General features: G+C 53.6%; 16 protein-coding genes and 1 pseudogene. 10 read left to right on the forward strand and 7 right to left on the reverse strand.

Annotation, left to right across the window (positions count from 1 at the left end; all coding sequences use genetic code 11):
* The first annotated feature begins 148 nt into the window (after nucleotides 1-148).
* The 4 genes from gltP to yncE all read left to right on the forward strand — a co-directional run bounded on the left by gltP (nucleotide 149) and on the right by yncE (nucleotide 5625).
* Nucleotides 149-1450, forward strand: coding sequence for a glutamate/aspartate:proton symporter GltP (gene gltP / locus H2P46_RS15665; RefSeq protein WP_193405854.1), 1302 nt, complete (start codon nucleotides 149-151; stop codon nucleotides 1448-1450).
* A gap of 224 nt (nucleotides 1451-1674) precedes the next feature.
* Complete coding sequence (murQ, locus tag H2P46_RS15670; protein ID WP_193405855.1) at nucleotides 1675-2577, forward strand: N-acetylmuramic acid 6-phosphate etherase; 903 nt, start codon at nucleotides 1675-1677, stop codon at nucleotides 2575-2577.
* A 246-nt stretch (nucleotides 2578-2823) separates the two neighbouring features.
* Complete coding sequence (locus H2P46_RS15675) at nucleotides 2824-4368, forward strand: methyl-accepting chemotaxis protein (protein ID WP_193405856.1); 1545 nt, start codon at nucleotides 2824-2826, stop codon at nucleotides 4366-4368.
* Between the two features lie 204 nt (nucleotides 4369-4572).
* On the forward strand, nucleotides 4573-5625 hold the full coding sequence (gene yncE, locus H2P46_RS15680; protein WP_193405857.1) for a 7-bladed beta-propeller protein YncE: 1053 nt from the start codon (nucleotides 4573-4575) through the stop codon (nucleotides 5623-5625).
* Nucleotides 5626-5668: 43 nt separating this feature from the next.
* Here the strand turns inward: yncE and sbmA are convergent, their stop codons facing one another.
* Nucleotides 5669-6910, reverse strand: coding sequence for a peptide antibiotic transporter SbmA (sbmA, locus tag H2P46_RS15685; protein ID WP_193405858.1), 1242 nt, complete (start codon nucleotides 6908-6910; stop codon nucleotides 5669-5671).
* Between the two features lie 273 nt (nucleotides 6911-7183).
* Here sbmA and H2P46_RS15690 point away from each other — a divergent pair, with 273 nt between their 5' ends.
* From H2P46_RS15690 to H2P46_RS15700, 3 genes and pseudogenes are all read left to right on the forward strand, one after another.
* Complete coding sequence (locus H2P46_RS15690) at nucleotides 7184-7921, forward strand: gluconate 2-dehydrogenase subunit 3 family protein (protein WP_193405859.1); 738 nt, start codon at nucleotides 7184-7186, stop codon at nucleotides 7919-7921.
* Nucleotides 7922-7923: 2 nt separating this feature from the next.
* A complete protein-coding gene (locus H2P46_RS15695; protein ID WP_193405860.1) occupies nucleotides 7924-9708 on the forward strand; it encodes a GMC family oxidoreductase in 1785 nt (594 codons plus the stop codon).
* 11 nt (nucleotides 9709-9719) lie between these two features.
* Nucleotides 9720-11027: pseudogene (locus tag H2P46_RS15700) on the forward strand (c-type cytochrome); the annotation flags it as partial.
* A 63-nt stretch (nucleotides 11028-11090) separates the two neighbouring features.
* On the opposite strand, the gene H2P46_RS15705 reads toward H2P46_RS15700, so the two are convergent.
* The 4 genes from H2P46_RS15705 to H2P46_RS15720 form a co-directional block, all read right to left on the reverse strand.
* The gene (locus H2P46_RS15705; protein ID WP_193405862.1) at nucleotides 11091-12503 is read right to left on the reverse strand and encodes an MFS transporter; all 1413 of its coding nucleotides are present in this window, start codon (nucleotides 12501-12503) and stop codon (nucleotides 11091-11093) included.
* A 188-nt stretch (nucleotides 12504-12691) separates the two neighbouring features.
* The gene (abgT, locus tag H2P46_RS15710) at nucleotides 12692-14212 is read right to left on the reverse strand and encodes a p-aminobenzoyl-glutamate transporter (protein ID WP_193405863.1); all 1521 of its coding nucleotides are present in this window, start codon (nucleotides 14210-14212) and stop codon (nucleotides 12692-12694) included.
* Between the two features lie 69 nt (nucleotides 14213-14281).
* Nucleotides 14282-15724, reverse strand: coding sequence for a M20 family metallopeptidase (locus H2P46_RS15715; RefSeq protein ID WP_193405864.1), 1443 nt, complete (start codon nucleotides 15722-15724; stop codon nucleotides 14282-14284).
* Entirely contained in the window at nucleotides 15721-17034 is a 1314-nt protein-coding gene (locus tag H2P46_RS15720; RefSeq protein ID WP_193405865.1) for an amidohydrolase, read from the reverse strand. Before H2P46_RS15720 ends, H2P46_RS15715 begins: the two co-directional genes overlap by 4 nt.
* 115 nt (nucleotides 17035-17149) lie before the next feature.
* Between H2P46_RS15720 and H2P46_RS15725 the strand changes: the two genes are divergently transcribed.
* A complete protein-coding gene (locus tag H2P46_RS15725; RefSeq protein WP_193405866.1) occupies nucleotides 17150-18046 on the forward strand; it encodes a LysR family transcriptional regulator in 897 nt (298 codons plus the stop codon).
* 85 nt (nucleotides 18047-18131) lie between these two features.
* The gene (yjdN, locus tag H2P46_RS15730; protein ID WP_193405867.1) at nucleotides 18132-18557 is read left to right on the forward strand and encodes a VOC family metalloprotein YjdN; all 426 of its coding nucleotides are present in this window, start codon (nucleotides 18132-18134) and stop codon (nucleotides 18555-18557) included.
* 40 nt (nucleotides 18558-18597) lie between these two features.
* On the opposite strand, the gene H2P46_RS15735 is transcribed toward yjdN, so the two are convergent.
* Together H2P46_RS15735 and H2P46_RS15740 are read right to left on the reverse strand one after the other, a co-directional pair.
* The gene (locus H2P46_RS15735) at nucleotides 18598-19464 is read right to left on the reverse strand and encodes a nucleoside-specific channel-forming protein Tsx (RefSeq protein ID WP_193405868.1); all 867 of its coding nucleotides are present in this window, start codon (nucleotides 19462-19464) and stop codon (nucleotides 18598-18600) included.
* A gap of 284 nt (nucleotides 19465-19748) precedes the next feature.
* Nucleotides 19749-21083: a sensor histidine kinase gene (locus H2P46_RS15740; protein WP_193405869.1), complete on the reverse strand. Its 1335-nt coding sequence runs from the start codon at nucleotides 21081-21083 to the stop codon at nucleotides 19749-19751.
* Here H2P46_RS15740 and H2P46_RS23445 point away from each other — a divergent pair.
* Nucleotides 21063-21157, forward strand: a 95-nt coding sequence (locus H2P46_RS23445; protein ID WP_238939003.1) for a hypothetical protein, incomplete at its 3' end; no start/stop codon positions are given. The genes H2P46_RS15740 and H2P46_RS23445 overlap by 21 nt on opposite strands.

Below are 21157 nucleotides of genomic sequence, written 5' to 3' on the forward strand. Positions count from 1 at the left end.
GGGTATGGGAATCATCGCATTTCCGTGCGAGGCGCTGTCTACAAACACCCTCTAATTTACCGGGCTTTTTGCTCACTTCCCTGTGTGTATTGTCTTCTGCACCTTCGCAGTAGAGAGAAACGGGTTTTGACTGAGGAAATTACGCGTTATGAAAGGTTTTAAAATTAGCCTGGCCTGGCAGATCCTGATTGCACTTGTGCTGGGTATCGTAGTCGGCACTGTGTTGCATAATCAGCCAGACGATCGTGAATGGTTAATCACTAATATTCTCAGCCCGGCAGGCGATATTTTTATTCATCTGATCAAGATGATTGTGGTGCCGATTGTGGTTTCATCGCTGGTAGTGGGAATTGCTGGTGTCGGCGATGCGAAAAAGCTGGGACGCATTGGCGTCAAAACCATCATCTATTTTGAAGTCATTACCACCCTTGCCATTGTGGTGGGCATTACGCTGGCCAATGTATTCCAGCCCGGCAGTGGCATTGATATGTCAACACTGGTGACGGTAGATATTTCTAAATACGAAGCCACGACCGAAGCGGTGCAACATGGACCACACAGTTTGGTTGCCACCATTCTGTCGCTGATCCCGCAGAACATCTTTGCCTCGTTGGTGAAAGGCGACATGCTACCTATCATCTTCTTCTCGGTGTTATTCGGCATGGGCCTGTCGGCGCTACCGTCAGAACAACGTGATCCGCTGGTCAATGTGTTCCGTGGCATCTCTGAAACCATGTTCAAAGTGACACACATGATCATGCGTTATGCGCCGGTGGGCGTGTTCGCCTTGATTGCTGTCACCATTGCTAACTTCGGTTTTGCTTCATTGTGGCCGCTGGCGAAGCTGGTATTGCTGGTGTACGCGGCGATCCTGTTCTTTGCTTTTGTAGTGCTGGGTGCGGTGGCGCGCTTCTGTAAGCTGCGTATTACCACGCTGATGCGTATTCTGAAGGATGAGCTGATCCTTGCTTACTCGACCTCAAGCTCTGAAACCGTATTGCCGCGCATCATGCAGAAGATGGAGGCCTACGGCGCGCCGAAAGCCATTACCAGCTTCGTGGTGCCGACGGGCTATTCGTTTAACCTGGATGGTTCAACGCTGTACCAGAGCATTGCCGCGATCTTTATCGCGCAGTTGTATGGCATTGATCTGTCGCTGTCTGACGAAATCATTCTGGTATTAACGTTGATGGTGACGTCGAAAGGCATTGCAGGCGTGCCTGGCGTGTCGTTTGTGGTGCTGCTGGCAACGCTGGGCAGTGTCGGTATTCCCCTGGAAGGACTGGCATTTATCGCTGGCGTCGACCGCATCATGGATATGGCGCGCACCGCACTGAACGTTATTGGTAATGCGCTGGCGGTGCTGGTTATTGCCCGCTGGGAAGACCAGTTCGATGCGAAACAGGCAGCAGAGTATGAACTAAAGCTGCGGACGCAGACCGCGAGTTAATTCCGGCTGAATGGTACAAATTTAAGGGCTCGACAGATGTTGAGCCCTTTTTCTTTTGTCGTATTTTCCGGCAGGAAACAGCGGATTCGAAAGCGCTAAACCTTCATCAACGCCTCTCTTTTAAGGCCCTCGCCGCATCAATAAAACAGGGATCTCACCTGATGAATTAACATGCTTTATGGTAAAAAACACAAAGAATAAATTATTCCTAAACGGAGCCTGTAATGAAAATCGATCTCAGCCAGATGATCACCGAAGGTCGCAATCCCGCCAGCCAGAACATTGATGAACTCTCTACCGAAGCGATGCTGCGCGTTATTAATGACGAAGACAAAAAGGTAGCGCTGGCCGTTGAAGCTATCGTGCCGCAAATTGCCGAAGTGGTTGAGGCGATTTGCGCGGCTTTTCAGGTCGGCGGACGGCTTATCTATTGTGGAGCCGGCACCTCAGGACGTTTAGGTATTCTGGATGCCAGCGAATGTCCGCCAACGTTTGGCACGCCACGCACCCAGGTTGTGGGGTTAATTGCAGGGGGACATACGGCAATTTTACAGGCGGTTGAGAACGCTGAGGATAACCGTGAGCAGGGCGCTCAGGATTTAAAAGACATCCATTTCAGCCATAAAGATATTCTGGTGGGCATCGCGGCCAGTGGGCGTACCCCTTATGTGCTTGGCGCACTAGAATATGCCAGTGCCTGCGGTGCCACCACTGCCGCGCTCACCTGTAATCCCAATAGTACAATGGCACAAGCCGCCCGCATGGCATTAACCCCGCTGGTAGGGCCAGAAGTCCTCACCGGATCTTCACGCATGAAAGCCGGTACGGCGCAAAAGCTGGTGCTGAATATGCTCACTACCGGGGCCATGATCCGTAGTGGTAAAGTCTATGGCAACCTGATGGTTGACGTCGAAGCCACTAACCAGAAGCTGCTACAGCGTCAGATCAATATCGTTATGCAGGCGACCGACTGCGATGAAGCTACCGCCAGTGCGGCGTTAACGTCATGCTCTGGTCACTGTAAAACCGCCATTGTTATGGTGCTGGGTGGGCTGGAAGCGGATGAAGCGAAAGCCTTGCTCGCCAGGCATCAGGGCTTTATTCGTCAGGCGCTGCATAACGTGTGAGCTTCATAAGATTAATGGTTTATCTGCGATGCCGGGATGGGCATTTTTACCGGCAAGGTGGGATTCATGAAATTTGATGCTGAGCCAGGCCGGTAGTGGGGTTAGTCGAGGTGGTAGTACAGTAATGCGGTCTTTTTAAAATAAAAAATTATTCAGAATTGCTAAAGAGTGTGGGTAGTTTTGCCGAAAAGGTAAAAAACCTACACCGATTTTTATTTTTGGGCCGGCTTGCCTCAAGGACCTTACATGCGTAACAACCAACCCGTATCTCAGCATGAGTATGTGTTTGACGATCGCGCGACGCTCATGTCGACCACCGATCTCAACAGCTACATTACTTACGCCAACGATGCGTTTATTGAGGCCAGCGGGTTTTCTCCCGACGAAATCAATGGGCAGCCGCATAATATGGTGCGCCATCCAGATATCCCACCGGAAGCGTTTGCTGATATGTGGGCGCCCCTGAAACGGGGCGACCCCTGGCCCGCGCTCATAAAAAACCGCCGTAAAAATGGCGATTATTATTGGGTACGTGCCAACGCTATACCGGTCGTACGTGACGGCAAAGTGCAGGGCTACATGTCAGTACGCACCAAACCGGGCGCAGAAGAAGTACGCCAGTCCGAAAGGCTGTACCGCGATTTCCGCGAAGGCCGTGCAAAAGGCCGTCGCTTTCATAAAGGCCTGATTGTACGCAGCGGCTGGCGTCGTTTCAGTTCAGTTCTGAAAACGCTGCCGCTGCGCTGGCGTATTCGCAGCACGTTATTTGCGCTGCTGCCGCTGTCCGTTGTCGGCGTCTGGCTAACCGGCATGGCGCCTGTGGCGCTCGGTTGCTTTGCCGGCGGGATGGCGCTTTTACTGCTGCTGGCCAGTTTGTGGCTGGAGCAACAGATTTCCCGCCCCATCGAACGGATGTGCAGGCAAGCGTTGAGCGTGGCAACCGGTGCCAGCCATAAAGTTGAGCAGATGGATCGCGTCGATGAAATAGGCATGACTTTGCGTGCCATTGAGCAACTTGGTTTGATGTTCCGCTGGCTGGTGGGCGATGTTAGCGGCCAGGCGATTAACGTATTAAGCGCCAGCGATGCGATCGCCCGCAGCAACAATGAACTGAGCCGCCGCACCGAACAATCAGCCGCTAACGTGCAGCAAACTGCTGCCACCATGAACGAAATGGCTGCTACCGTGAAAAGCAACACGGAAACCGCCAGCGAAGTTAACGCGCTTTCTGCGGATACCAGCAGCGCGGCAATCAAAGGCGGCGAAGTGATGAAAGAGATGATGGAGATGATGGGCGAAATTGCTGACAGCTCTAAGCGTATCGCCAATATTACCAGCGTCATCGACGGCATTGCTTTCCAGACTAATATTCTGGCGCTGAACGCGGCGGTAGAAGCCGCGCGTGCTGGTGAGCAGGGTAAAGGTTTTGCGGTAGTGGCAGGTGAAGTACGCAATCTGGCGCAGCGCAGCGCCAAGGCCGCCAGTGAAATCAAAACGCTGGTAGAAACCAGCGCCAGCCGCGTGCGGTCCGGTAATGAACATGCTGATGCAGCAGGCCGGACCATGCAGGATATTGTGTCTCAGGTGCAGAACGTGACCTCATTGATCGCCCAGATTAGCGCCGCCACGGCTGAGCAATCTATCGCGCTGAGTGAAGTGAGCACCGCGGTAGAGGATCTGGATGATATTGCCCACCAAAATGCCGCCCGGGTGCAAGAAAGCGCTGAAGCATCGGGTCGTATGACACATCAGGCCAATCGCCTGGTGGAAGCGATCAGCGTGTTCCGTTAAGACGCGACAGCCTGCGTGCCGCCTTGCCCGGCACGCAGCGCACAAAACAATCAATAATAATCCTGTCCCTTTCTCTGCGAAATAATTATTATTCTCAAAAAAATCTTTCATCAGCCGGTGTCAGGCTGTTTGCTTTATTTATCTGGTGGTAATGGTGAGCTTTCTTTCCGCTGCGTTTCGCGGTGGATTTACTATGGAGAAGTTATGAAAGCTTTTACGACTAAGCAATGGACGCTGCGTCCACTGCTGCTGGCAACAGCGCTGTTTACTGTTTCAGGCCTGGCAGCAGCCCAGGGCAATGATCTGACTCAACCGATTGGCAAAGGCGCTTATGAACTGGCGGTAAGTCAGAAAGATAACACGCTGTTTCTTGCCACTACCCACAGTCCTGACGGCCAGGGCGGCACGGTTTTTCGTCTTGATCCGCAGAATCTGGCGGTAAAGCAAGCTATTCCTACCGCGCTGAAACCGTTTGGCGCCGCGATTAATCCACAAACCAACATTCTCTATTTCGGCAATACCGTCAATGGCGCGCTGACCGCGGTGGATGCCAGTAGCGGCAAGGTGCTGAACACACTGGTGCTGGATGGTCGCAAACGTAGCGAGCATGTCCGTCCGATGCAGCCGCGTGAAGTCGCGGTAGATGCAAAAACGGATCGCGTATATGTCACCGGCTTAGGCCCCGAAAGCGTGGTGTGGGTGGTGGAAGGAAAAACGCTACGGTTGATTAGCACCGTGCCGAATACCGGCAAAATGGGCACCGGTTTAGCCATCGATTCTGCTGCACAGAAAGTGTATGTGACGAATGGTGACGGTGAGCTGGTGACCATCGATGCGCGTACCAACGCGGTGGAAAGAAAGCAGAAGATTGATGCGGATAAACAGCACTTCTTCCTGAATATTTTGCTGGATACGCAGGGCCAGCGCGCTTTCCTCAGCGACTCAAAACAGCCGCATGTGCTGGTGGTTGATTTACGTGATCAGAAAGTTATCCACAAAATTGACGTGCCGGAATCGCTGGCCGTGCTGTTCAATGCCGATCGCGACGAACTGTACGTCACGCACCGTAAAGCGGGCGAGGTCAGTATTATTGATGCCAGCAGCTATAAAGTGAAACGTACGGTGAAAACGCCGGGTCTACCGAATAGCCTGGCTCTGTCAGCGGATGGCAAAGCGTTGTTTGTCAGCGTGAAACAGCCGGGTTCGCGTAAAGAGCCGCCAAAAAATCCCGACAGCGTAATGCGTATCGCGCTGTAATCCAGGACATACCGGCCCCCCGGTAATGGGGGCCGACACTTTTCTAAACGTCTTTTGACGCCTCGCGCATCATCTCTTCATGCGGAATATCCTGCAAAATCTGCTCGAAACTGCGCAGACGTTTGTAGATCGACATCAGCTCCACCAGCGTTGACCACGACGTAATCAGGTACTGAAATGAGCCGCGCACCTGATCAAAAACATTGGTGATCTGGTTCAGTAATCCCAGCGTTATCGTGCCCGCGACAATCGACGGAAACAGCAGAAACAGGCCAAATACGTTATCCACCTGCAGATAAAGGATGCGGGTGATATTGAAGTACAGATAGTGAAAATAGAGGCGGAAATAGTTAAAGCGCACACGGCCGAACAGCGCTTGCACCGTGGGTGGCGAGGCGCGTTCTGCATCATCTTCACCGTACACCAGCTCTTTACGATAGGCGGCTTCTACCCGCTGATTGCGGAACTCCAGCCCTGGCAATTTAATGCCCACCAGCGCCAGCAATCCAGTGCCAAACACTGACCACAGCACCGCAGCAATCACCAACGCGTAAGGCAGATTGCCGAGAACTGGCACGTTTTTTACGTGATGCGATAGCGTCACCAGCACGGGCAAAAAGGCCACCAGCGTCATAATTGCCTGAATGAAGCTCACGCCCCAGTCTTCAAGGGTGCTGGCAAAACGCATTGTGTCCTCCTGGACACGCTGCGCGGCGCCTTCCACCTGACGCAGACGCTGCCAGTTGTGCATGTAGTAGTTATTCATCGCGGTACGCCAGCGAAACACCCAGTGGCTGATAAAAAAGGAATTCATCACGCCAATGACTACCGCGATCAAAGCGATGCCGAGAAATGCCATGACTTCGGCGTAAAATTCCGCGATCTGTACCGATCCGGCCTTGGTTAACGCCTTCTGGATCAAATCGTAAAACGGCCCGTACCATGCGTTAACCGCTACGCCAACCTGCACGCCAAACCAGGTAACGAAGATAATCAGGGCTGAACCCCACACGGACCAGCGCTGCCAGGGATGGTTATCAACCATCCGCCAGGCAAGGGCGAAAACGGTCACCATGATCCAGTAATAGGCGTAAAACCAAAGCTGGCTGGCGGCGATAAAGCGCGCGGCTGTAGTCGGTAGCGGTTGTTTCATGGCGGCATCAAAGGCAGCCCATCGCTCAGGTAAATGATCGGCAAAACCGAACCAGGCAAAAATCGCCAGCAGGCTCCATATTGCTGCTGAGCTGAAAAACAGCGCTGGCCGGGGGAAAAAGGATTTAAACATAGGCTCTCCGCTGTTGTGTGCAGTCTGTTATATCGTTTTGGCCGTTATCTGTCTGTTGTGGGATGTTTCTGACAATGACAGCGCCCGGATAAATGTTAATGAAATTGTGCGATTTTGTTTCGACGCCCTAAATCTTTATCGCTTGTGGTGTTACACTAGCGCCCATTGTTACCGGTAACAAAAAGCTGTAACCCTAAACCCGTATATAAAAAATATTACAACGCAATCATTTATCCTTTTATGCCGCATTATATGCGGTACTGAGGCAATGTCATGTCAGAACAAAAAAAGGGTCATTCACGCAGGGATTTTTTGCTGAAGACCATCCCCCTGGCGCCAGCTATGGTGGTGGGCAGCACCGCCATAGGCGCGTTAGCAACACCGCTGGCGACGCAGGCTGCAGATGCCGAACCAGCCGGCCCGCAACATGCTCGCGACTATCAACCCAACCGGTTTACTGCCGAAGAGTTCGCTTTTATCAAGGCGGCGGTAGCACGCCTGATCCCCAACGATGAACGCGGTCCCGGCGCGCTGGAAGCCGGTGTTCCTGAATTTATCGATCGTCAGATGAATACCCCTTACGCCACAGGGGCGAACTGGTATATGCAGGGCCCGTTTAACCCCGATCTGCCGAAAGAGCTGGGTTATCAGCTGCCGCTGGTGCCGCAGCAAATCTATCGTCTTGGCCTGGCCGACGCTGATGATTACAGCAAACAGCAGCACGGCAAGGTGTTCGCTGAACTCAATGGCGAGCAGCAAGATGCCCTGCTCCAGGCTATGGAAAGCGGTAAGGCCGAATTTAAGCAGCTGCCGGGCAAAACCTTTTTTGCATTTCTGATTCAAAACACCCGCGAAGGTTTCTTCAGCGATCCCATCCACGGCGGTAATCAGGGCATGGTGGGCTGGAAGCTGATTGGCTTCCCTGGCGTGCGTGCTGATTTTATGGACTGGGTAGAGCGCGGCGAACGTTATCCGTTCCCGTCAGTGTCGATTCGCGGGGAGAGAACGTAAGCATGGCCAATGAAAATAAAAAAGTAGATGCAGTAATTGTCGGGTTTGGCTGGGCTGGCGCGATCATGGCGAAAGAGCTGACCGAAGCCGGGCTTCACGTCCTGGCGCTGGAACGCGGTCCGCATCGCGATACGTATCCGGATGGATCCTATCCGCAATCAATCGATGAACTGACTTATAACATCCGCAAAAAGCTGTTTCAGGATCTGTCCAAAAGCACCGTGACGATTCGCCATAACGCGTCACAAACGGCGGTACCGTATCGTCAGCTGGCGGCATTTTTACCCGGCACTGGCACCGGCGGCGCCGGGTTGCACTGGTCTGGCGTGCACTTCCGGGTCGATCCAACCGAACTGCGGATGCGCAGCCATTACGAAGAGCGTTACGGTAAGAACTTTATCCCGGAAGGCATGACGATCCAGGATTTTGGCGTGACTTACGATGAGCTGGAACCCTTCTTCGATAAAGCTGAAAAGGTATTTGGCACCTCCGGCAGCGCGTGGAGCATCAAAGGCAAGGTGGTCGGTAAAGACAAAGGCGGTAACCCGTTTGCGCCAGATCGCTCGGATAACTTCCCGCTGCCTGCGCAAAAACGCACCTATTCGGCACAACTTTTTTCACAAGCGGCTGAATCGGTAGGCTATCATCCTTACGATCTGCCTTCAGCGAACACCTCTGGTCCTTATACCAATACCTACGGCGCGCAGATGGGGCCGTGCAACTTCTGCGGTTACTGCAGCGGTTACGCCTGCTACATGTACTCTAAAGCCTCACCGAATGTGAATATCCTCCCGGCGCTGCGTCAGGAATCGAAGTTTGAGCTACGCAATAACTCCTACGTACTGCGCGTTAACCTGACCGATGACAAAAAGCGCGCCACCGGCGTGACCTATGTTGATGGTCAGGGACGCGAAGTCGTACAGCCTGCGGACCTGGTGATCCTGTCTGCTTTCCAGTTCCACAACGTGCACCTGATGCTGCTATCCGGTATCGGCAAGCCGTACAATCCACTAACGAACGAAGGCACAGTTGGCCGCAACTTCGCCTACCAGAACATCTCTACGCTGAAAGCGCTGTTCGACAAAAACACCACGACTAACCCGTTTATTGGCGCGGGTGGCGCAGGTGTCGGCGTTGATGATTTTAATGCTGACAATTTTGACCACGGCCCGCACGGTTTCGTGGGTGGCTCGCCGTTCTGGGTCAACCAGGCAGGCACCAAGCCCATTTCTGGCCTGCCAATACCAACCGGCACGCCAAACTGGGGCAGTAAATGGAAAGCCGCCGTCGCTGATACCTACACGCATCACGTATCAATGGACGCTCACGGGGCGCACCAGTCATATCGCGCAAACTACCTCGATCTCGATCCTAACTACAAAGACGCTCACGGCCAGCCGCTGCTGCGTATGACCTTTGACTGGCAGGAGAACGACATCAAGATGGCGCAGTTTATGGTCAGCAAGATGCATAAAATTGCCGAAGCGATGAACCCTAAATTGATCATGGGCGCCGCTAAAAATGCAGACAGCCATTTCGATTCCACCGTATACCAAACCACCCATATGAATGGCGGGGCGATTATGGGTGAGGATCCGAACACCAGCGCAGTAAACCGCTATTTGCAAAGCTGGGACGTGCCGAATGTGTTTGTACCGGGTGCGTCAGCCTTCCCGCAGGGACTGGGCTATAACCCGACGGGCATGGTGGCCGCGCTGGCTTACTGGTCAGCAAAAGCCATTCGCGAGCAGTACCTGAAAAATCCGGGTCCACTGGTGCAGGCATAAGGAAAACGGCGATGAAAAAAGGCATTTTGGCCCTGGTGCTGGGCACGATGACGTTTGCCGCGCTGGCGGACGACAGCAGCAGCGAACTGGTGAAGCGCGGCGAGTATCTGGCGCGTGCGGGTGACTGCGTAGCCTGTCATACCAGCAAAGACGGTAAACCTTTTGCTGGCGGTTTGCCGATGGCAACCCCGATTGGCACCCTCTATTCCACCAATATCACGCCGGACAAAGCGAGTGGGATTGGCGATTACACCTACGACGACTTCCAGAAAGCGGTGCGTCATGGCGTGGCGAAAAATGGCGACACGCTCTATCCGGCGATGCCATATCCCTCTTATGCGGTAGTCAGCGATGACGACATGAAGGCGCTATACGCTTACTTTATGCACGGCGTTGCGCCGGTTAACCAGCCCAATAAAGAGAGTGACATTCCGTGGCCGCTGTCGATGCGCTGGCCGCTGGCGATTTGGCGCACGATGTTTGCACCGGATGTAAAAGCTTTCCAGCCCGTCAGTCAGGAAGATCCGACACTGGCGCGTGGACGGTATCTGGTTGAAGGTCTGGGGCACTGTGGCGCGTGTCACACGCCACGCAGTATCACCATGCAGGAAAAAGCCCTGAACAACAGCGAAGGTCATGATTATCTCTCCGGCAGTAGCGCCCCGGTTGATGGCTGGACCGCCAGTAATCTACGCGGCGACAATCGTGACGGTTTAGGTCGCTGGAGCGAAGACGATCTGCGTCAGTTCCTGCGCTACGGCCGCAACGATCACACGGCAGCCTTTGGCGGCATGACTGACGTCATCGAGCATAGCCTGCAGCATTTGAGCAACGACGACATTACGGCAATCGCGCGTTATCTAAAATCGCTGGGCGCCAAAGATCCGCAACAAGCGGTGTTCAGCGCTGACGATGCGACGGCAAAAGCGCTGTGGAAAGGCGATGACAGCCAGACTGGCGCATCGGTATACGTTGACAGTTGTGCGGCCTGCCACAAAACGGATGGCAGCGGGTATCAGCGCTTCTATCCGGCGCTGCGCGGCAATCCGGTGGTGTTGGCCGACGATCCTACTTCGTTGATCCACATCGTGCTGGCAGGTGGTGAATTGCCGGGTGTGAAAGGCGCGCCCTCAACCATTACCATGCCTGCGTTTGGCTGGCGTCTGAACGATCAGCAGGTGGCTGATGTGGTGAACTTTATTCGCACCAGCTGGGGAAATCAGTCTGACAAAAAAGTGACCGCGAAACAGATTTCTGAGCTGCGTAAAGACGTGAAAGATCGTCAGGGCAGCGCAGATATTCACGTGCTGGAAGGGAAGAAAACGCCTCATCTCTGCCCCTCTCCTGTGGGAAGGGGCAGAAACTGCGTTCAGCGATCTGACTCAAATATTTTCTAAATCAATCCCGCGCGTTTTCGGCCCGTAAATGCCCACCGACAACATCACCATAAGCATACTTAACACGATAAAGACGATCACGCCCTGGCTACCTGCATACTGCAAAATCAAGCCAATCAAAATACTGCTGAACACCGTTGACAGGCGGCTAAACGAATAGCAAAACCCCACTGCGCGAGCACGTATATGCGTTGGGAAGATCTCGGTTTGATAAGCGTGATAGCTAAAGGTCAGCCAGGCGTTGGAATAGGTGATCAGAAAACCACAGATAATCAACAGCACCGGATTGTTCAGCAGAGCGAACAGCGTACCGAACACGACCGTCATCAGCGACGTCATGACAATCTGCCACTTATTTTCGAACTTATCGGCGTAGCGGCTGCAAATCAGCGAACCCAGCGGATAGGCCAGCGTGATAAAAAATGCATACAGCAGGCTGTGCGTCACGGTGGTGCCTTTACCTGACAGCAACGCTGGCAACCAGTTACCAAAGCCGAAGAAACCAATCGCCTGGAAAAAGTTCATTACCACTAGCATCAGCGTACGTTTGCGATAGGCTGGCGCCCAGATCTCACTAAAACGCCCTTTTTTCGGTAGCTGCGCGGCGGCGTCATCCTGCGGGAAATCCGCGCCAGGCGTGATGCCGCAACGCTTTTCCATCGCTGATAATACCCGGTGTGCTTCCTGATGGCGGCCCTGCTGCGCTAGCCAGCGCGCTGATTCCGGCAGATTTTTACGAATAAACCAGATCACCAGCGAACATACCGCGCCCGCAATTACCACCCAACGCCAGCCCTCAAGGCTGAGAATGGTTTGCGGCACCAGCCACCACGACATCAGCGCTACTGCAGGCACCGACAGAAACTGAATAAAGAATGAAAAGGCAAAGGCCCGGCTGCGCAAATGGGTTGGCACCCATTCTGATAAATAGGTATCGATGGTGACCAGCTCAACTCCCAGCCCAATACCGACTAAAAAGCGGAACAGAATGATCATTTCTGCGCTTTGCTGAAAAGCCATCAACAGTGAAAATATCCCATACCACATCAGGGCGCACATAAAAGTCAGGCGGCGACCAAAGCGATCGGCATAGGGTGCGAGCAGGCTTGCGCCAACGAACAGGCCGAGAAAGGTCGCGGAAGCGAAGGCGGCCTGATCGGCAATACCGAATACGCCCGCGCTACCGGTGTGGAAAATCCCGGCGGCCAGCAAGCCTGAACTGATGTAGCCGGTTTCGAACAGATCGTAGAGCTCAAAGAATCCGCCCAGCGCCAGAAGTGTAATAAAGCGCCATAAACCGGCGGAGGATGGCAGCGCATCAATGCGCCCCGCTAAGCTATTGTTGGCTGCCGACGAAGCATACGTCGGCGCCATCCCTGTTGTGCAGGCTGTTGTCATTTTTGGGTGAACCTCGGTGTGGCAGTGTTTGCAATTCTCGCCAGCGGCCTTGATTAGATTTAAAAATAATTAACCGTTAGCAAGCGAAGAGGTAGCAGGATAATAAATTCGCGATTCGTTGCCGAGAGGCAAGTTGGTGAGTTTTTAGCAACGTACGTTGCAATTTTCGCCGTCCATGGCGAAGACCATTAATGTAACTGCGGATAAACGCCCGGGCCAATCGGCAATCCCAACGCATACCAGGCAAGAAGCAGCGCGATCCAGCTGATAAAAAACACCAGCGGATAAGGGAAAATCAACATGTAATAGGTGCCGAGCTGAGCATCTTTTTGGTAGCGCTGCAGGAAGGCGAGAAACAGCGGCAAAAATGGCGACATCGGGGCCAGCGGTAATACGGCAGAATCGGCGATGCGGAAAATCATCTGTGCAAAGGCAGGATGGAAGCCAAGCAGCATAAACATCGGCACAAATACCGGCGCGAGAATCGACCAGATTGCTGAACCGCTGGCAATGAACATGCAGAGGAACGCCGACAGGAACATCAGACCGAGGAAAGCCGGGACGCCGCTGATGCCTGCGCTCTCCAGCACGTCGGTCAGGCCAATCGCCATAAACTTGCCCATATTGCTCCAGTTAAAAAACGCCACGAACTGCGATAACGGAAACACCATGACAATAAAACCGGCCATATTCTTCATCGGATCGACCAGCAGCTGTGGAATATCATCCGGGCGGCGGATCTGTCTGGTCACCACGCCGTAAGCAATCGCCACGACGAAGAAAAACAGAATAATAACCGGCACAATGCCTTTAATAAACGGCGACGGAATAATCGAACCGGTTTGCGAATCGCGCAACGGCGCGTGTTCCGGCACCACCAGTAACGCCACCATACCCATAAACAGCAGCGCGGCAATACCCGCCACACGCAAAGCGCGGTTCTCCAGCGTGTCAAGAGGCGCGAGTTTTTCACCGTTTCCCTCGTTCCACTGCGGCAGACGCGGCTCAACGAATTTGTCGGTCAGTAGCGCACCGGCGATAGTCAGCACAAACACGGAGGAGGCCATAAAAAACCAGTTATCGATCACGCTGACATGTACGGTATCGCCCACGGCCTTCGCCGCTTCGGTACTGATGCCTGACAACAACACATCGGTGGTGACGATCAACAGATTGGCGGTAAAACCAGAGGCAACACCGGCAATCGCGGCCAGTAAACCGGCCACCGGATGGCGTCCAACAGCCAGAAAGATCAGCGCGCCGAGCGGCGGCATTACCACTAACGCCGCATCGGAAGAGATATGGCTAAAGAAGGCGATAAAAAGCACCATATAGCTGGCGTAACGGCGGCTGACGCGTGACGCCATTTTTACCATCAGGGATTGCAGCAGGCCGACCTTTTCTGCCAGACCCGCACCAATCACCAGCGCCAGAATCGAACCCAGCGGCGTAAAACTGCTGAAGTTCTTAATGATATTCGGCAGGATCCACTGCAAACCGGTCACGCTGAGTAGGTTGTTCACCCGCACCCATTCGCCATTGCTGGGATTTTTTACCGTTAAGCCCAGGCTGCTGATAATGGCTGTTGCCACCATCAACACCACAATTAAATAGACAAACAGTAAAAATGGATTGGGGACTTTGTTGCCAACGCGCTCAATCCAACTGAATATTTTTCCGGGGCTGCTGTTCTCCGATGCGGCTTCCATTCGTGCTTCCTCGTCTTGTGTTTGTCGTTTATTTTTATAGTGGTACGCGCCCGCAGGCGCGTCCGTGGCTCAATCGGCCAGTTTTGATGGCGTAACGCCTTTTGGTATCGGGCAATCGTAAGGTTGTGCCTGACGTATCTGCTGGAATTCAGCACGACAGCGCGTCAGCACATCCTGATCCTCCAGCAGGCTTAACGCCGTCGCAGCCATCACTTTGCTCGCTAAGAACATGCCTTTATGCGCAATGCTGGTGCGGCCTTGCGCCACCAACTGCCATGTATGCAGCGGTGTGCCAAAGGTAAAGCAGGGCGCAAAACATTGTGCAGTCGGTGTAACCCAACTGACGTCGCCAACGTCGGTTGATCCATACATCAGCTCACGCGTTACGGCATACGGCGCGACCTCATCCATAAACAGCTTATCGTTCAGCGTTTCAACCCATGCCTGGCCCGCTTCGCCGCCGGTACGCGCCGCGTTGAGTTTCGCATTGCGTAAATCATCTTTTGTCAGTGTGGCGCGGATTACTGCCGCAAAAGCGCGCTCCTCGTCGCTGTAATCGGGTAAACCAAACTGATGCAAATAACGCTCCATTACTGCTTCCAGTGTGCGATTCGGCACGTAGTTGGAGCAGGCTTTGCCGAAACGCACGGTCATTTGCGTATCGGTCATCAGCGCCGCCCCTTTGGCGATATTAATGACGCGTTGATAAATATCCTGAGCCTGTTGCAATTCGGGCGCGCGGACCAGGTAAAGCACTTCAGCATCGGCCTGCACAACGTTGGGCGAGACGCCGCCGCTGTTAGTTACCGCATAATGCAGACGCGCTTCCTGCACAATGTGTTCGCGTAGGAAATTTGCCCCGGTGTTCATCAGGGTTACTGCATCCAGTGCGCTGCGCCCCAAATGCGGTGAGTTAGCGGCATGCGCCGCCACGCCTTTGAAGTGAAACGCCGCCTGAATATTGGCGAGGGTGCTGAGATTGAACATGCCGCTAAAACTTTCGGGATGCCACGTCACTGCCGCATCCACATCGTCGAACAGTCCTTCGCGCACCATAAAGGTTTTGCCGGAGCCACCTTCTTCGCCAGGGCAGCCGTAAAAGCGCACCGTACCGCGGGTTTGATGCTGCTGCATCCACGCTTTGACGGCAAAAGCTGCGGCCAGCCCGGCGGTGCCAAGCAGATTGTGGCCGCACCCGTGTCCATTGCCATTTTCCACCAGCGGTTTAGGTTGCGCGCAACCGGCTTGCTGGCTAAGACCAGCCAGCGCATCGAACTCGCCGAGGATAGCGATAACGGGCTTACCATTGCCAAAGCTGGCGATAAATGCGGTATCGATGCCGCCGACGCCGCGCTCAACGTCAAAACCTTCTTCCGCCAGTGCATCTGCCAGCAGGGCGGAAGAGCGGGTTTCGGCAAAGCGGGTTTCCGGGGTGTCCCAGATGGTGTCGCTGAGTGCGCTAAAGCGCGCCTGATGCTGATCGATATAATCAGCGATAAATGAGGTGATCATTGGGCACCGCCAAACTGCGCCTGATTCAGCGCCAGCGTAGATAACAGGGTGACGGCGGTCACCATGATCTGCTCGTCAAAATCGAATTTCGCGTTGTGGTGGCCCGCTGCCAGCTCGCAGCCAAAGATGGCGTAAGACGCCTGGCCGCCGCGCTGCTTGACGCGCTCCATCATGCAGGTGGCATCTTCCGAACCTGCGGCCTGCTGTTTGTGGTCAACCACCGAATGAAACAGGCCAAGCGCCTCGGCCTGCTGGTGAATAAAATCGACCCACGGCTGAGTGGGTGTGCAGCTGCGCGCTTCGCCCATTAACGTTACTGCGTATTCGACGCCGTACATCGTGGCGGCGCCCGCGATCACCCGCAGTGCCTGTTGATAAACATCATCGTTAACCTGATTACTCACGCCCCGTGTTTCAACTTTCATCAGCGCGCAGTCGGCAACGACATTACGGCCGGTTCCGGCCTGCAACACACCAACATTGACACGCGCCACGCCGCCGCTGTGCTGAGTTAAACTATGCAGCGCCAGGGTGGCTTGCGCTGCGGCTAACAGCGCGTTACGGCCATCTTCGGGACGCCCGCCGGCGTGTGCTCCCACGCCGGAAAAATTCACATCCAGCTTGGTGGTAGCAAGAAAGTTGTCGCTACCGCATACCAGCTCGCCTGCCGGTACGCCGGTGCCGAGATGAATGGCGGTGAACAGATCAACGTCATCGACCACGCCCGCTTCGACCATCGCTTTTGCGCCGCGCACGCCTTCTTCAGCAGGCTGGAAGATCAGTTTGATCGTGCCGCTTAGCTGATCTTTCATTGCCATCAACACCGTCGCGACACCCAGACCGATGGTGGTGTGTCCGTCATGACCGCACGCGTGCATCATGCCTGGATTACAGGAAGCAAAACCTTCACGCTGTGGCAGATGATCTGCGGCCTGGCTTTCATTTAAATCCAGCGCATCCATATCGACACGGAAACCCATCACCGGACCGGGGCGGCCGGTATCGAGCGTGGCAACAATGCCGCAAAATCCGCCCGAAAAGTGCGATAACCATTGAGGCAGCGCACCTTGTTCCAGCGCCCGCGCTTCCTGCTGCTGTAAAACTCCGGCCGACGGCAGACCCATACGCGCATCGGCATGGATGACCTCGCGGCCGAGCTGCAACGAATACCCCAGATTATGCAGCACTTCAGCCACCAGTGTGGCGGTGCGAAATTCCAGCCAACCTGATTCAGCAAACTGATGGAAGTCGCGTCGCCAGCTTTTCAGCTGCGGAATCAACGCATTGACATGGTCGGAAAGGGTGTTCATCGGCAATTTCCTTACTGTTGGTTTTTTATGCATTGATTCGAATCTACACAATGGCAAATGCTCACATAAGATGCGAATATCTTGCCTCTGATAAATAACGGTTATCACAAAAAAGATGCCTGCTAACCTCAAACTTCATCAATTGCGCGCCTTTGTTGACGTTGCGCGCCAGGGCAGTATCCGTGCAGCGAGCCGTCTGTCCGGCATTTCGCAGCCTGCGTTAACCAAAGCGATTCAGGAACTGGAACTGGTTTTGGGAGCCAGATTGTTTATCCGCCGCCAGCAGGGTGTGGTATTGACTGACACTGGTGATAACTTTTTTCATCATGCCAGCCTGGTGCTGGAAGAGCTGCGGGTAGCGCAGGAGGACATTCAGCAGCGTCAGGGACTTGGCGGTGGGCAGGTCAATATTGGTGTGGGAGGAAGCGTGGCGCGCACCATCATGCCGCTGGTGATCAATCAGTTTCACCGTGAATACCCTCTGGTGAAGGTGCGCATTGTCGAAGGGCAGCTCGTTTCGATGGTGCATGAGCTACGGCAAGGCGCGCTGGATTTCACCATTAATACTTACGATCAAACCCATCTCGATCAGGAACTGATGTATGAAAGAATGATGGAGCGTGAATATAAAGTGGTTGTACGCAAGGGGCATCCGCTGGAGAAAGCGCGTTCGCTGGCTGAGTTGCAGCAGTGTGACTGGACCATGCCAACGCCAAAAGGCAGCTATTACCGCCTGTTGCATGACCTATTTGGCGATCGTGGCATGGCGCCCAAAATTGTTGTGACCTGCGAGACGTTTATGGCCTGTACCAGCCTGGTGGCGCAAAGCGATTTTGTCAGTATTTTATCGGTGGATGTGATCGCTGATCCTATCCTCGGGCGGCAACTGGTGTCGCTGGAACTGGATGAACCGCTGCCAAAAGCGACCTTTTATTTGATACAGCGAAAGGACACGGCTTTGACGCCAATGAGCAGTTATATGGCGCAGCTTTTCCGTCGCTACTGTCAATAAAAGTCAGGATGCGGCCTGGCTCGCAGGCTAAATTTTGCCGCACACTACACTGACATAGGGCAGCATCTTTTATCAGGAGTGGATCATGCAAATCACACCTTACTTATTTTTCAACGGCAATTGCGAACAGGCGATTGCGTTTTATCTGCAAGCGACCGATGGCGAACTGTTGTTCAAAATGACTTTTGGCGATATGCCGGAAGAGGACAGCCAGGCGGCGTGTTCCTCTGGCCTGACCTTTGCACCCGAGCAGATTATGCACGCTCATCTGCGTATCGGGCAGGGCGAAATCATGATGAGCGATGGCCGTCCCGATGGACAACACGGCGGTTATGCGGTGAGTTTATCTACCCCGGACGAAGCGCAGGGTAAGCGCTGGTTTGATAATCTGTCAGAAGGCGGGACGATAACCAAAGCATGGGAACCGACGTTTTGGGCCAGAGGTTTTGGTAAGTTTACGGATAAGTTCGGTATTCCGTGGATGGTGAATGCTTATAAACCACATATTTAAATGACTGCACGGCCTGCTGGCCGTGCAGATTAATCAGGGTTTAGAAGTTATAACCCACCACCAGGTAGTATCCCCAGCCAGTTGATTTTACTTCAAAATCCCCGTTACCGAAGTTCAGCTCGCGCCCGTCTGCCCATTGTCCACCGTTGTGGAAGTAACGCGCCACCGCAGAGAAGTGCCAGTGGTCATAACCCAGAGACAGGATATGACTGGAAGCGATTGAGTTGCTGGTACGTGAAGAACCGTCTTTCTCGTTCAGGTCTGAACCCCAGTCAAAGTTAGTAAAGCCAACGTAGCCGAGATTACCGCCCCACAGCGTGGTGATGGGCACAAAATATTTAATCTTGAAGCGGTAGCCATCCCAGCTGTTTTCGTTTGCTGCACCATAGTTTTCCCACTGATACTTGGCGTAGACGTTCAATGACAGGCCGATGTCGCTGTGCGTATCAATATCCGTACCTAAACCCATGTACCAGGTGTTCTGGCGATTAGCCTTGTTGTGGCCCATGTCATAAATGTAGTTGTTGGCGAAATACCACTCTTTGAACGGGCCAAACGCCAGGCTGGTACCGGTCAGTTTGTCGATGGAGAAGCGCGGTTCGATCTCCATGAACATCGGTGAACCATGGTCAAAAATGCCGTTGGCATTGCTGTTGCCCACGCCGAAGAAGTTAGTCAGGTCGAGATAGCCATAAAAATCGAACCAGTCTTTTTTAGCGAAAGCTTCATATTCCAGGTAGACATCGTTATTAAACTGCGGCCCGAAACGCGTGTGATAGCTGCCCACTACGTTTACACTTTGATGCCACCAGTCAGAGAGGTATTGTGGATCGTTTTCGGCAGCTTGCGCAGCGCCGGTCCATGAACATGCCAGCAAGGCACCCGCTACCAACGTTTTAAATTTCATTATCATTAACCACATGCTTTTGATCGCTGCACGCGCGGCGCGATCAGAGTGAAATTAATCCCTTAATGGGCAGTAAGTTGTTCAATGCGTATAAGACGTTTTTAAGCCCGCGTAGCGTGCCTGCAATCACTCGATAGAAAATAGATTTTGTTCACGTTTGTCAAAATGTGTTGCATTACAATTCAACTGAAATGTGATCTAAATCACATAAGCAATCCTCTGCGAAGGGAACCCGACCCGTGTTTGCGTTGTCGTCGGGTCGGGCTTCAGGCGGGTGTGACAGATCAGGGAAGGGTAACGCGAACCTGTAAGCCGCAAATTGTTCCCTGCGGATTAAAACAGTTAGAAAGCGCAACGTGGATACGGTGTTTTTCCGCTACGCTGCGTACAATCGATAACCCCAGGCCGCTGCCCTGGGCTTGCACATCGGGTGAGCGCGTAAAACGATCAAAAGCACGATCGATAAAGGATTCTGGTATGCCTGGTCCGTTATCGACAATGTCCACCACCGTATGACCGGCAACGCGGTGCAGTAACACATCCACCAGACTGCCTTCTGGCGTATGTAACATGGCATTACCAATCAGGTTGTCGAACAGGCTGCGCAATTCGGAGCGGCTGGCCTGCAAGCGATAGTGCGTCGAACCATTGAATCCAATGTCGATACCACGTTTATCCGCGACCACCATGAGCTGTTCAATGCTCTCTTTCAGTAATGCTTCCAGCTCGATATTTTCAACGCTGGCTACCACGGTTTGGTCTTCCTGACGCGAGATATTCAGCAGCTGTGTCACCAGATGGCGGGTACGTGTCACCCCCGCTTCCAGCTGATCGAACTGGCGGCTGGCTTCGCCCGGCTGAATATGCTGGCGCAAATTCTCCAGTTGCAGCGTGACTGCAGTCACAGGGGTACGCAATTCATGAGCAGCATCTTCAAGAAACTGGCGCTGCGCCGACCAGGCGGCACGTAATTTATCAAGCAGCGAGTTATAAGCAGCGACCAGCGGCAGGATTTCATCCGGTAAGCCGTCGGGTGAAACGCTGTGGGGATGATGCGTATCCTGCGCGGTGATCTCCCGAGATGCCACCCGTAGATCGCGCGTGATCTTGCGTACCACCAGCCAGATCACCAGCAGCGAAAGCGGCATCATCAGGATCAAAGGGATAATCGCCGACAGCGCTCGTTTTACCATTAACCCCTTCATATAACTTAAGTTATGCATCACCTGAATGGTTTTGATATCACTGCCAGGCTGGCTAGGGCGGGTATAAATACGCCATTCGCAGTCGTGGCAGTCACCAATATCGGCATCGTGATAACCCTTTTTCGCCAGCAGCGGAGCGTGCAATTCTGGCCACGAACTGGCGCGTAGCTTGCCTTCACTGTCCCAAAGCTGAACCACAAAAGCACTTTTCAGTTTGTCGGCTGGCATCATGAGTGGCATTAGCGCAGGGATCTGTTTGTTAGTCGCCCAGGCATCAGCAATTTTGGCGAGCTGCTCGTCCTTCATGGTGCCGATCATGTCGCCATAGCAGCTAAAGAAATACCAGCTCACGCCGCCAATCGGCTTTGTTGAATAAATCGAACTTTTGCTGAGTTGAAGGATCAGATCACGCATCCTCCCGACAACACAGACCGTTCCGTGGCAAAGCAAAAGTTCAAAATCACCAACTGGCCCACCTACAACAAAGC

Origin of the sequence: Mixta mediterraneensis, assembly GCF_014946725.1 — a bacterium.
GTDB classification, from domain to species: Bacteria; Pseudomonadota; Gammaproteobacteria; order Enterobacterales; family Enterobacteriaceae; genus Pantoea; species Pantoea mediterraneensis.